Origin of the sequence: Bordetella sp. (assembly GCF_051960075.1) — a bacterium.
Lineage (GTDB): Bacteria > Pseudomonadota > Gammaproteobacteria > Burkholderiales > Burkholderiaceae_B > Bordetella.
In genome coordinates, this window is record NZ_JBQCER010000049.1 from 83,160 (window position 1) to 95,827 (window position 12,668).

11 protein-coding genes are annotated in these 12,668 nt (G+C 62.2%); 10 read left to right on the plus strand and 1 reads right to left on the minus strand.

The window, feature by feature from the left end:
* Positions 1-37: 37 nt before the first annotated feature.
* Positions 38-1,405, plus strand: a complete 1,368-nt coding sequence (locus ACTHJ1_RS06925) for an HD-GYP domain-containing protein (RefSeq protein ID WP_440189689.1) — start codon at positions 38-40, stop codon at positions 1,403-1,405.
* A gap of 80 nt (positions 1,406-1,485) precedes the next feature.
* The gene (locus tag ACTHJ1_RS06930) at positions 1,486-1,905 is read left to right on the plus strand and encodes a DoxX family protein (RefSeq protein ID WP_440189692.1); all 420 of its coding nucleotides are present in this window, start codon (positions 1,486-1,488) and stop codon (positions 1,903-1,905) included.
* A gap of 8 nt (positions 1,906-1,913) precedes the next feature.
* Here ACTHJ1_RS06930 and ACTHJ1_RS06935 read toward each other — a convergent pair whose 3' ends face one another.
* Positions 1,914-2,708: an IclR family transcriptional regulator gene (locus tag ACTHJ1_RS06935; protein WP_440189695.1), complete on the minus strand. Its 795-nt coding sequence runs from the start codon at positions 2,706-2,708 to the stop codon at positions 1,914-1,916.
* Between the two features lie 233 nt (positions 2,709-2,941).
* Between ACTHJ1_RS06935 and ACTHJ1_RS06940 the strand changes: the two genes are divergently transcribed.
* From ACTHJ1_RS06940 to ACTHJ1_RS06975, 8 genes are all read left to right on the plus strand, one after another.
* Positions 2,942-3,874, plus strand: coding sequence for a tripartite tricarboxylate transporter substrate binding protein (locus tag ACTHJ1_RS06940; protein ID WP_440189698.1), 933 nt, complete (start codon positions 2,942-2,944; stop codon positions 3,872-3,874).
* A 34-nt stretch (positions 3,875-3,908) separates the two neighbouring features.
* Positions 3,909-4,700 carry an enoyl-CoA hydratase/isomerase family protein gene (locus tag ACTHJ1_RS06945; RefSeq protein ID WP_440189701.1) on the plus strand — a complete coding sequence of 264 codons (792 nt, stop codon included), beginning with the start codon at positions 3,909-3,911 and terminating at the stop codon, positions 4,698-4,700.
* A gap of 4 nt (positions 4,701-4,704) precedes the next feature.
* The gene (locus ACTHJ1_RS06950) at positions 4,705-6,804 is read left to right on the plus strand and encodes an acetate--CoA ligase family protein (RefSeq protein WP_440189704.1); all 2,100 of its coding nucleotides are present in this window, start codon (positions 4,705-4,707) and stop codon (positions 6,802-6,804) included.
* Between the two features lie 13 nt (positions 6,805-6,817).
* Positions 6,818-8,140, plus strand: a complete 1,323-nt coding sequence (locus ACTHJ1_RS06955; RefSeq protein WP_440189707.1) for an MmgE/PrpD family protein — start codon at positions 6,818-6,820, stop codon at positions 8,138-8,140.
* A gap of 242 nt (positions 8,141-8,382) precedes the next feature.
* A complete protein-coding gene (gene adhP, locus ACTHJ1_RS06960) occupies positions 8,383-9,411 on the plus strand; it encodes an alcohol dehydrogenase AdhP (protein ID WP_440189710.1) in 1,029 nt (342 codons plus the stop codon).
* A gap of 119 nt (positions 9,412-9,530) precedes the next feature.
* Positions 9,531-11,063 carry an aldehyde dehydrogenase family protein gene (locus ACTHJ1_RS06965; protein WP_440189713.1) on the plus strand — a complete coding sequence of 511 codons (1,533 nt, stop codon included), beginning with the start codon at positions 9,531-9,533 and terminating at the stop codon, positions 11,061-11,063.
* Between the two features lie 62 nt (positions 11,064-11,125).
* Positions 11,126-11,548 carry a DUF779 domain-containing protein gene (locus ACTHJ1_RS06970; protein WP_440189716.1) on the plus strand — a complete coding sequence of 141 codons (423 nt, stop codon included), beginning with the start codon at positions 11,126-11,128 and terminating at the stop codon, positions 11,546-11,548.
* Complete coding sequence (locus ACTHJ1_RS06975) at positions 11,545-12,582, plus strand: zinc-dependent alcohol dehydrogenase family protein (RefSeq protein WP_440189719.1); 1,038 nt, start codon at positions 11,545-11,547, stop codon at positions 12,580-12,582. The genes ACTHJ1_RS06970 and ACTHJ1_RS06975 overlap by 4 nt, the downstream gene beginning before the upstream one ends.
* Positions 12,583-12,668 lie beyond the last annotated feature (86 nt).

Here is a 12,668-nt window from a genome sequence, read left to right on the forward strand (position 1 = left end):
GCCGAGACGGGGCCGCCGGTCTGATCGGAGCGTCTGCATGCGCCATGCCACTGCCAACGAATTCGAGACTGATGAAACCAGTCCGTCCACGACGTCGCTGAGCGAATTGCTGGGGGCCTTCTCCTATGCCCTGGATCTGACCGAAGGGCAGCCTCCCGGCCATTCGCTACGATCCTGCTGGATCGCCAGCCGTATGGCGCAGACGCTGGGCCTGCCCGCGGCCGACCGACGCACTGTCTACTACGCCACGCTGCTAAAAGATCTGGGGTGTTCCAGCAATGCCGCGCGCATTGCCGAACTCTATCTGGCCGACGATCGGGTATTCAAGTACGACTTCAAACTGGTGGGGCAGGGCCTGGCGCCGACGCTCGGTTTCGTATTCAAGCGCACGGGCGCCAAATCGCCTCTCACTTTGCGCGCGCGCGCCATTGCGCGCATTCTGGGTGACGGCAACCGCATCGCTACCGATCTGATTCAAACCCGATGCACTCGCGGCGCCAACATCGCTCGCCAATTGCACTTTTCCGAAAGCGTCGCATTGGCCATCGCGGCGCTCGACGAGCACTGGGACGGTCACGGCAAACCCGAAGGCGCGGCCGGTCACGCCATTCCCCTGGCTGCGCGCCTCGCCCTGCTTGCCCAGATCGTCGATGTCTTTCACACGGCGGGCGGTTCCGACGCAGCCTACGCCGAAGTGGCTGCACGGCGCGGCACCTGGTTCGACCCGGAACTGGTCGACGTATTCCTGAGCCTGAGCGCCAATCCGGAATTCTGGTTCGATCTCAGCGATCCCGACCTCGAACTGCGCATTCACGCGCTGGAACCCGAAGAACACCGCAAACAGGTAGACGAAAACTACCTCGATGCCATCGCCGATGCCTTCGGCGCGGTGATCGATGCCAAGAGCCCCTACACCGGCGGGCACTCCAATCGGGTCGGCGCCTATGCTACGGCGCTGGGAGAGGCTCTGGGGTTTTCAGGCAGCGCCTTGCGCAGACTGCGCCGTGCCGCCGTGCTTCACGATGTCGGCAAGCTGGGCGTTTCCAGCCGCATTCTGGAAAAGCCGGACAAACTCAACGACGATGAGTGGGTGGAAATGCGCAACCATGCCAGCCACACCATCGCCATTCTTTCGCGCATAGGCCCGTTGCGCGATATGGCCGGCATTGCAGGTGCCCACCACGAACGCCTGGACGGCAAAGGTTATCCGCTCGGCCTCGAGGCGTCGCGGATCGCACCCGAGGCCCGCATCATCAGCGTCGCCGATTTCTACGATGCGCTGACCGCCGATCGGCCCTACCGCGCCGCCATGCCCGTGGAGAAAGCGCTGGCCATCATGGAAAACGAAGTCGGCAAGGCCATCGACCCGAGCTGCTTCGAGGCGCTTCGCAAGTTCGTCTCCTAGCCGGTCCAGCGCGACTCCCGGGTACTATTCCCGAACCCAAAACATTCTTCTCATCATTTTTCGCCGGGAGCCGCGACGCCATGAACAACGTCATCAACGCACTGCTGTCCCGTCCTTGGGCGGCCTTGCTTGCCCGCGTGCTGTTGACCTTTCCGTTCTGGTTCAGCGGCATCGTGAAGCTGCTGGATTTCAACGGCACGCTGGGCGAAATGCAGCATTTCAATCTGGCGCCGGCGGCCGTGTTCGGGGTTCTGGTCATTGCCGTGCAGTTGCTCGGATCCCTGCTGATCATCATGCGCCGCGCGATCTGGCTGGGCTCGGGAGCCTTGATCGTGTTCACTCTGCTGACCATTCCCGTCGCCCATGCCTTCTGGAAAGAATCGGGCGACATGGCCTTTCTGGATTCGATGTTCGTCGTCGAGCACATCGGCATGGTGGGCGGGCTGCTCCTTGCGGCCGTGTTCTGCGCACAATCCCGTTCGCGCGCGGCAAACGCCTGATATCCGGTTCAATCCCGGATATGCACGTCCAACTCTTTCTGGATCGACTGGCGTAGCGCCAACAAGGGCGAGCAGAATTTATCGACCACTCTCTTCAAAGGCTCTTCCGTAGAGAGACTGATGTTGAGAACGTAAATGGCATCCGACACAAGCAGGGGCGTCGCAACCGCAACGACCTCTGGCTGCCAGGCAGCAAAGCAGTAACCGCGCGTGATCACGGATTCTCGCGCTTCTTCGATCGCTTTGCTGACGACGTCCCACTGAGTTCTGCGCCGCTTGAACACGGCGAGCAGCGCATTGCGCCGGGATTGCGGCGCGACGGCCAGATACGCACGTCCTAGCGATGTCAACTCCATGGGAACGCGCTGGCCCGCAACGACGTGCCGAAGCGCAACACGACGGCTATAGCGTATCGATTCGAGATAGACCATCTCGTCTCTGTCGGGCGCGGCCAAGCCGACATTGATGCGCTGACTCTCGGCCAACGAGCGCATCAGCGGCGCTGCGATCGTCAGGATATGAGACCCGGTGCGCATGGCATGGGCCAGGCTGAGAACGGCCGGCGCCAGCCGATAGGCGCGCGTCTGCGCATCGATCTGCAGCATGCCCGTTCCGACCAGGGTCTGGGTCAGCCTGCTGACGGTGGATTTGGAAAGACCGGTTCTTTCCGCGATCTCTCCATTGCCGAGCAGCACGGATCCCGGCCGAAATGCCCGAAGAATTTCTATGCCCCGCTCGAGCGAGCGGTTGGCGGGAGATTGCCCCGGCTTGTCGTCGAGGATGGCGGATCGATGCTGGCCCATGGTCATGTCTCAAATGAATTTCAGCGACGGGTCCCGCCTGGGATCGAGCGGCCGGCATTTCCACTCCTTGGAATCAGAGGGCTGTGGGAAATTCTACCAATCGATAAGCTTTGCAGCACATAAATCAGATGTTGGCGCCGACTAGGCAAATCAACGCGGCACTCGTCGCACCTTCAGGAGACAGACAAATGTGGGCTTCCCTCGTTAATCGCAGCGTGAAATCGATTGCGCTTATGCTGGCTGCAGCAGCCTATGCCGGGCCGGCCCTGGCCGCCTTTCCCGAGCAACCCATCCGAATCATCGTGCCCTTCGCCCCCGGCGGCGGAACGGACTTGGTCGCGCGCACGATCAGCGTGGGAATGTCGAAAGACCTCGGTCAACCGGTGATCGTTGAAAACAAGCCCGGTGCAGGCACGATGATCGGCGAAGACTTCGTCGCCAAGAGCAAGCCGGACGGATACACCCTGGTCATCTCGACGTTTGCGCACGCCGTCAATCCCACGCTGCAACCCAGCTTGCCTTACGGTAGCAACAAGGCGTTCGCGCCGGTCATGCTGATCGCGCGGGGACCGAACGTGCTGGTGGTGCGTGCAGGCAGCCCGTTCAAGACGATCGGGGATCTCATTGCCTACGCCAAGGCCCACCCCGGCAAGCTGACCTATGCGTCCCAGGGAACCGGCACGTCGGCGCATTTGGCCGGGGCGCTGTTCGCCGATCTTCTCAAGACAAAAATGACTCATGTCCCGTATCGCGGCGCGGGTCCCGCGATGGCGGACCTGATGGGCGGCCAGGTCGACATGATGTTCGCCACCGCCGAGGCAGCGGGACCGCTAGTCAACAGCGGCAAGTTCAGGGCGCTGGGCGTCACGACCACCACGCCCTCGCCCGCATTCAAGGGCGTGCCGCCCGTCTCGGATAGCGTTCCGGGCTTTGCCGTCGAGAGCTGGTACGGAATGTATGCCCCGGCAGGTACGCCGGCCGCGGTGATCGATCGACTCAACGCCGCTGCGCGCAAGGCCGTGCAGGAACCCGTGTTCACTCAAATGATCAAGCGCGAGGGCCTGGCCGCGAGTCCGGGAACGCCGCAGGATCTGGCGAAGTATGTCCAGGCCCAGGAGCAGCGCTGGGGACATGTTGTCAAAGAAGACCACATCAAGCCCGAATAACGCTGAACCAACTTGATAAAGATCGGAGAATGCCATGGACCATGTCTTGATTGACTTCAAAGTCACCGACAGTGTGGCGACCATTACGCTCAACCGTCCGGAAAAGCACAATGCGATGAGCGACGACATGCGTTCGGAATTCATCGATGCCCTGGATGCGGTGGCAGCCGACAAGCGCATCAGGGCGCTGGTTCTCACGGGAGCCGGCAAAGGATTCTGCGCAGGCGGGGATATCAGCGGCATGCAAAGGCGAATGAATGCGCCTGCCGGCGAGATCGCCTTCAACGGCTGGCAACGCCAGCAGCGTGTCCACCACGCGCAGGCGTTGCTGCACACCATGCCCAAGCCCGTGATCGCCGCCGTGAACGGCGCCGCCTCCGGCCTGGGGGCCGATACCGCGCTGGCTTGCGATTTCATCATCGCCAGCGAATGGGCCAGCTTTACCTGGTCCTACATCCATCGCGGCCTCATTCCCGATGGCGGGGGCATGTACTTCCTGCCGCGCCGCGTCGGCCTGACCAAGGCCAAAGAGCTAATTTTCACTGGCCGCCAGGTCAAGGTGGACGAAGCGCTGAGCCTGGGCATCGTCGATCGCAAAACCGGTGCCGAGACGCTGCTGGACGAAGCCCAGGCATGGGCCTGCGAGCTATCGAAAGCGTCCTCAACCGCGCTGGCGCTTACCAAGACCATTCTGAATCAAAGCTTCGAACTCTCGGCCCACGATGTCTTCGCCCAGGGCAGTCAGGCTCAGGGAATCTGCTACACCAGCAGCGAGCACCGCGCCTGTGTCGAAGCTTTTCTCGCCAAATCGGCAGTCAGGGAGTGACGGCGTGAGCGACACCATCAGCAAGCTTCTATCGCCGCGCAGCGTCGCCATCATCGGCGCGTCGGCCGATCCGCAGAAAACCACCGGCAGACCCGTCGCCTATTTGCGCAAGCACGGATATTCCGGGCGAATCATGCCTGTCAATCCCAAGGTCGAACGCATCGGCGATCTGCCTTGTTACCCGGATATCGCCTCGCTACCCGATGTGCCGGACGTCGCCGTCGTGCTGTTGGGCGCCGATCGCGCGCACATTGCGGTGCAGGAACTGTCGGCACGCGGCTGCGCGGCTGCCATCGTTCTGGCCAGCGGCTACACCGAGACGGGTGACGAGGGGGCGCGGCGCCAGAAGCAGCTGATCGAGGCCGCAGGCCCTATGCGCATCCTGGGCCCCAACACCATAGGCCTGGTCAACTTGACCGACAAGATCGTGCTGTCGCCTTCCGGGGCGTTGGAAATGAGCGAATTTCCCGCGGGCGGCATCGGCGTGGTGTCGCAAAGCGGGGGGATTCTGGGAGCGCTTTTGTCGCGTGCCGCCGCGCGTGGAATCGGCCTGTCAAAACTGATATCCACCAGCAACGAGGTGGATCTGGAGCTGGCTGATTTCATCGATCATCTGGCAGATGACCCCGCCACCCGAGTGATCGCGCTGTACGTCGAAACGGTCCGCAATCCGGCCAAGTTTCGCGCCGCCTGCCTGAAAGCCGCGCGCCGGGGCAAGCCTGTGGTGGCGTTCAAGATCGGACGCTCGGAAGCCGGAGCCAAGGCCGCGGTATCGCATACCGGGGCCTTGGCCGGAGCCGACAGCATGTACGACGCGCTGTTCAATCAGATCGGCGTTATCCGGGCGCAGAATTTTTCCGATTTGCTGGATATCCCTGCTGCGCTGGTCACGCACCGCCTGTTGCGCGGCAAGCGGGTCGCCGTCCTGACCTCCACGGGAGGAGCCGGCACACTGGTTTCCGACGATCTGGGCGTGGCGGGTTTCGAGACACCGGCACCTGATGCGGCCACAGCCGGCGCACTGCGCGCACTGCAGACCGGCGGCGAAGCGGTGCTGGACCGCAACCCCATCGACGTAACGCTGGCCGGCCTTCGCCCCGATCTGTTGCGCGGTGCCATCAATGCGCTGCTGGCAAGCCCGAGCTACGACGCATTGGTAATCATTGTCGGCTCTTCCAGCCTGGCCATGCCGGAACTGATGGTCGATGCCATCAAGGAATGCCTGCCCAATTCCGATAAGCCGATAATGGCTTATATAAGCCCGCATGCGCCCGAGGTGGGGGCTCTGCTGACGCGAAGCGGCGTGCCGGCTTTCGCGGCCGCCGAAAGCTGCACCGCGGCCCTGGCGGCCATGCTGAGCGTCCGGCATTTCACGCCAACCGAGGAAAGCGATGCCGCGGCCGCTCCGATCGAAACCGGCCCGCTGCCCGGCGGCGCTCTCGACGAAATGCAGGCCAAACAGCTTTTCGCGCGCTTCGGCGTGCCTTGCGCCCGCGAATCGGCCGTTGCCTGCGCTGCCGAAGCCGAGGCCGCCGCCCGTGATCTGGGCGACCGCGTCGTGCTCAAGATCCTATCGTCGCAAATTACGCATAAAAGCGATGTCGGAGGCGTTGCCGTCAACTTGAACTGCGCGACCATAGGCGAACGGCTCGGCCGAATGATTGCCGATGTCAAAGCCGGCAGCGGCGTGACGCCCGAGAGATTTCTTGTTCAGGAGATGGTTTCCGGGGGCACGGAACTCATACTGGGTATGCATCGGGACGCGCTGGGAACCGCAATCCTTCTGGGCATGGGCGGCGTGACGGCTGAGCTGTTCAAGGACGTCACCATGAGACTGCTGCAACAGGATGAACGGGGTTTGAGGCCTTTGAGCCGCGCCCAGGCGCTGTCGATGATCCAGGATCTGAAAACCTGGCCGTTGCTGGACGGCTTTCGCGGCCGCCCGAAAGCCGACGTTCAGGCGCTGGCCGACACTGTCGTCGCGTTCTCCCGGATGGTCGCCCAGCTCGGCGAATGCCTGGTCGAAGCGGAAATCAATCCGGTCTTCGTGCTCGAGCAGGGCCTTGGCGTGCGCGCGGCCGACGGAGTCGCCGTTCTGGCGTGAAGAGGCTCGGGTCATGTACGCAACGGAAGTCTTCGGCAGTTATGCCGAGCGATATCAGAAGCAGGTTTTGCCCGACGAGGTCATCCATCACGCCAAGCGGGCTGTCATCGATTGGCATGCCTCGCTATTTCCAGGGCTGTCGACCGCGCCGCTGGCTCAGCTGGAACACGTGCTGGCCGACGACCTGGACCGTGGCAGAGCCCGGCTGGGCAATGGCCGCGCGGCAACCGCGCGCGCCGCGGCCTTGTTCAACGGCACGGCGGCGCATGCCGCCGAGATCGACGACAGTTTCCGCGATGCGATGTATCACCCCGGCGCAGCCACCATTGCAGCCGCGCTGGCGGCCAGCCAGGACGCGGGCGCAGACGGCCTGTCCTTCCTGCGCGCGCTGATACTGGGCTATGAAGTGTCGACGCGCATCGGCGTGGTCATGGGTCGTCCGCACTATCGCTACTGGCACAACACGGGCACGGTAGGAAGCTTCGGCGCTGCGGCGGCGGCGGCCTGCGTGCTCGGCCTGGGCGAACAGCGTTTCGCCGACGCGCTCGCCACCGCCGCCACGTTCACGGCGGGTTTGCAGCAGGCATTTCGCATGGACTCCATGTCCAAACCTCTGCACGCGGGCAGAGCGGCCGAAGCCGGCCTTCTCGCCGCGCAACTGGCGGCGCAGGGCGTCACAGGCGCGCTGGATGTTCTGGACGGAGAGGCCGGCCTGGGCCAAGCCATGAGCGACGGACCGGACTGGTCCCGCGTGGGCGATACTCTGGGCAGCGATTTCCACATTACCCGTCTCACCTTCAAGAATCACATCGGCTGCGGGCACGCGTTTGCGGCCATCGATGCCGCGCTTGCGTTGCGGGAAAAGCATGGGCTGAAAGTCCAGGATATTGCACGGGTGCGTGTAGAAACATACAAGCCGGCGCTGGACATTGCCTGCTACGAAAAACCCGAAAGCGCCAACGAGGCGCGCTTCAGCATGCGCTATGTCGTGGCCACCGCGCTTGCGCGCGGCAGCGTGAGGCTTGCCGCCTACGAGCCGGCGCAATTGGAAGATCGCAGCGTACGCGAACTGATGGAACGGATCGACGTGCATGTGGATCCCGAGATCGACGCGGCTTTCCCGGGAAAAAGATCGGCTCGAGTCGACGTGTTGACTCTCGGCGGCGACCGCCTGATCCACATGCAGCCCGACCGCAAGGGCGATCCGGAATTGCCGCTCTCCGATGCCGAGCTGGAAGGAAAATTCCTCGAGCTGGTTTCGCCCGCGATCGGCGACACCCCGGCTCGGGCAATGCTGGCGCGACTGTGGTCGCTGGAGTCAGCCCGGTCGGTGTAATGGCGGCGCGATCGGGGGGCGACGGCGCGCAAAGCCCACCCGAATCGCGATTTGAGATGTGGATTATTTCAAATCGGTGACAAGGCACCCGACGCGAGGCGTCGGTTGATCTGCGTCAATTGCAATGACTCCCCGGCGCCCTACGCTGGTTTCGTCGGCACCCCAGCCTCGTCCTCTTCTCGGCAGCGGGTTCGCGCCGGCCCGGCCACGGAAACCGCTGTAGAAACCCTGGAGATCCGATCATGCCCCAAACCATGAAGGCAGCCGTCGTACGCGATTTCGGCAAACCGCTGGTTTTCGAAGACGTGCCTATTCCAGCGCCCGGACCGGGCCGGATTCTCGTCAAAATCGCTGCGACGGGCGTATGCCATACCGATCTGCATGCCGCGGGCGGCGATTGGCCGGTCAAGCCCAAGCCGCCGTTCATCCCGGGACACGAAGGTGTCGGCCATGTGGTTGCAGTCGGTTCCGGCGTCACACATGTCAAAGAAGGGGACCGGGTCGGCGTGCCTTGGCTCTACACGGCCTGCGGGCATTGCCGGCATTGCCTGGGCGGCTGGGAAACCTTGTGCAGCGAGCAGCAAAATACCGGCTATTCGGTCAACGGCAGCTTTGCCGAGTATGTGCTGGCCGATCCGAACTACGTCGGGCTCCTGCCGGACAATGTGCCGTTCATCGACATCGCCCCCATTTTGTGCGCCGGAGTGACGGTATACAAGGGGCTGAAAGTGACCGACACCAAGCCGGATGATTGGGTAGTGGTCTCGGGTATCGGCGGCCTTGGGCATCTCGCGGTCCAGTACGCCAAGGCGATGGGGCTCAATGTGATCGCAGTCGATATCGACGACGCAAAACTGAATCTGGCCAGGCAGCTTGGCGCCTCGCTGGCGGTAAACGCGCGCAAACAGGATCCGATAGCCTTCGTCAAACAAGAAATCGGCGGAGCCCAAGGCGTACTGGTGACCGCTGTTTCGCCCAAGGCTTTCGAACAGGCGCTCGGCATGGTCGGCCGCGGAGGCACCGTGTCCTTGAACGGGTTGCCGCCAGGCGATTTCCCGATGCCGATCTTCGACACCGTGCTCAACGGCATTACTGTGCGCGGTTCGATCGTCGGCACGCGACTGGACCTGCAGGAGGCGCTGAACTTCGCCGGCGAGGGCAAGGTCAAGGCGACGGTCGAGACCGCTCGGCTCGAAGATATCAACAACGTGTTCGACCGGATGCGCCGCGGCGACATTCAGGGTCGCGTGGTGCTCGACTTCGAGGCCTAGCCTGTCGGCTCCCGCAAGCCTATTGATCTGAGTCAAGACTGAGCACTCATCGAAGCGTAGCCTTTTTCCATTGCCGACATTCCGGTGGACGCACGCGCCATCGAACCAAGGAGATGAAAATGGATACGACGGTGTCAAAATCCGCACCGAAATTCGAATATAAGCCCTCGGCGATTCGCCCGCGCTACGACAACTTCATCGGCGGAAACTGGGTAGCCCCGGTAAAAGGCCGCTACTTCACCGACAGCAGTCCACTGAACCAGATGGAACTGGCGCAGATCGCCCGATCCGGTGCCGAAGACGTCGAGCTCGCGCTCGACGCGGCGCACAAGGCACGCCGTCGGTGGGCGAATATAGCGCCGGCGGAACGCGCGCGACTTCTTAACAAGATCGCCGACAAGATCGAAGAAAACCTTCGGTTCATCGCCAATGTCGAGACCGTCGACAACGGCAAGCCGATTCGCGAGACCTTGAACGCCGACGTGCCGTTGGCGGCAGATCATTTCCGCTATTTCGCGGGATGCATCCGCGCCGAGGAAGGCGCCATCTCCGAGATCGACCACGACACGATCTCTTATCACTTCAAAGAGCCGATGGGTGTCGTGGGACAGATCATCCCGTGGAATTTTCCTTTGCTGATGGCTGCGTGGAAGCTCGCGCCCGCGCTGGCCGCCGGCAATTGCGTCGTGATCAAGCCGGCCTCCGACACGCCGCTCAGTCTGTGCGTGTTGATGGACCTGATCGGCGACATTCTGCCTCCCGGCGTTCTCAACGTGGTTTTCGGCCATGGCGCCGAAGTCGGCACGCCGCTGGCGCGCAGCCCGCGCATCGCCAAGATCGCCTTCACCGGGGAGACGACGACCGGCCGCCAGATCATGCAATACGCGGCCGAGACGATCATTCCGCAAACGATGGAGCTGGGCGGAAAGTCGCCGAACATCTTCTTCGCCGACGTCATGGACAAGGACGACGAGTTTCTCGACAAGGCGCTCGAAGGCTTTGCGCTCTTCGCCTTCAACAAGGGCGAGGTCTGCACCTGCCCGTCTCGTGCGCTGGTGCAGGAGTCGATTTTCGACAGGTTCATGGAGAAGGCGGTTGCCCGGGTGGCGAAAATCAAGGTGGGAGACCCGCTCGATCTTGCAACCCAGATGGGTCCGCAATGCTCGCACGGACAAATGGAGAAGATTCTGGAATACATCAAGATCGGCAAAGAGGAAGGTGCCAGGCTGGCCACCGGAGGCGACCGCGCGCATCTGGGGGGCGATTTCGAGAAGGGCTTCTTTTTGCAGCCCACCATTTTCACCGGCAACAACAAGATGCGAATTTTTCAGGAAGAGATTTTTGGTCCGGTCCTCTCGGTCACGACGTTCAAGGACCTGGACGACGCAATCGATATCGGCAACGACACGCTGTATGGCCTGGGCGCCGGCGTGTGGTCGCGCAATGCGAACCATCTTTACCGCGTCGGGCGGGGCATCGAGGCGGGACGGGTTTGGACGAACTGCTATCACGCCTATCCGGCACATGCGGCGTTCGGCGGCTATAAGCATTCCGGCTTCGGCCGAGAGACTCACAAGATGATTCTCGAGCACTATCAACAGACCAAGAACATGCTGGTCAGCTACAGCACCAAGGCCCAGGGCTTTTTCTGATCAACCGCAGCCGGACGGGCGCGAACTCCTGCGCTCGCCCGGCGCATCTCGTGGAGATCGCCATGATCGAGCGCGTCATCGCCACCAAAAAAGCCAAGGCGCTGGTGCGCTGGCTCAAAGATGAGTTCGGCCCGCTGATATTCCATCAATCCGGGGGCTGCTGCGAGGGCACGGCGCCGATGTGCTTCAGGCAGAGCGATTTTCGCGTCGGCGCCAACGATGTGTTTCTGGGCATGATCGAAGGCTGCCCGTTCTACATCGGTGCATCCACATTTCAGTATTTTTCCAGCATGCAGCTCGTCATCGACGTGACGAAAGACGGCGGCGACAGCTTTTCGCTCGAAGCGCCCGGGGGTGTGCGCTTCATTACGCGCTCGCGGCTTTTCACGGACGAAGAAACCCGCATTCTCGACGCCCTGGGTCCGTCGCCGGCAGGCTCCATGCCGCATTCAACCAACAATCGACATCAAGGAATCCGATCATGAAGGCATTCGTTTATCAGGGCCCGGGGAAATCGGCGCTTATGGATCGTCCGAAACCGGAAATCGCGGCGCCGACCGACGCCATCGTCAAAATCGTCAAGACCACGATTTGCGGCACCGACTTGCACATCCTCAAAGGCGACGTGCCGACGTGCAAACCGGGCCGTATTCTCGGTCACGAGGGCGTCGGCATCGTCGATCAGATCGGTGCAGCCGTCACCGCTTTCAAGCCCGGCGACCGGGTAATCGTGTCCTGCGTTTCAGCCTGCGGCAAGTGCGATTACTGCCGCAAGGGCATGTATTCACACTGCACCACGGGCGGATGGATACTCGGCAACACCATAGACGGCACCCAGGCCGAATATGTGCGTACGCCCCACGCAGACACGAGCCTTTATCACATTCCCGACAATTCGGACGAGGAAGCGCTGGTGATGCTGAGCGACATTCTGCCCACAGGCTTCGAATGCGGCGTGCTCAACGGCAAGATTCAGCCGGGTGCGACCGTTGCCATCGTAGGTTCCGGGCCGATCGGTCTGGCCGCGCTGCTGACGGCGCAGTTCTATTCCCCTGCCGAGATCATCATGGTCGACTTCGACGACAATCGCCTCGACGCCGCGAAGAAGTTCGGCGCGACCAAGATCATCAATGCCGTTGATGGCAAGGCGGTCGAAAAAATCATGCAAATGACGGGAGGACGCGGCGTCGACACGGCCATCGAAGCGGTAGGCGTGCCGGCGAGCTTCGTCACCTGCGAGGACATCGTGGCGCCGGGCGGGGTCATCGCCAATATCGGCGTGCACGGCGTGAAAGTCGATCTGCATCTGGAAAAGCTGTGGGACCGAAACATCGCAATCACCACGCGGCTCGTGGACACCGCGACAACGCCGATGCTGCTCAAGACGGTGCAGTCGCACAAAGTCGATCCGGCCAAACTGATCACGCATCACTTCACGCTCGACAGAATCACGGACGCCTATGAAACCTTCAGCCACGCCGGAAAGACCAACGCGCTGAAAGTCATCATCGAAGCCTGATCGGGGACAGACCTTCTGGCCTTGCGAACGAATCAAATGCTAGGATAGTTCGCATGATTCTCGCCAATCCCATCAAGGAGGCCTCA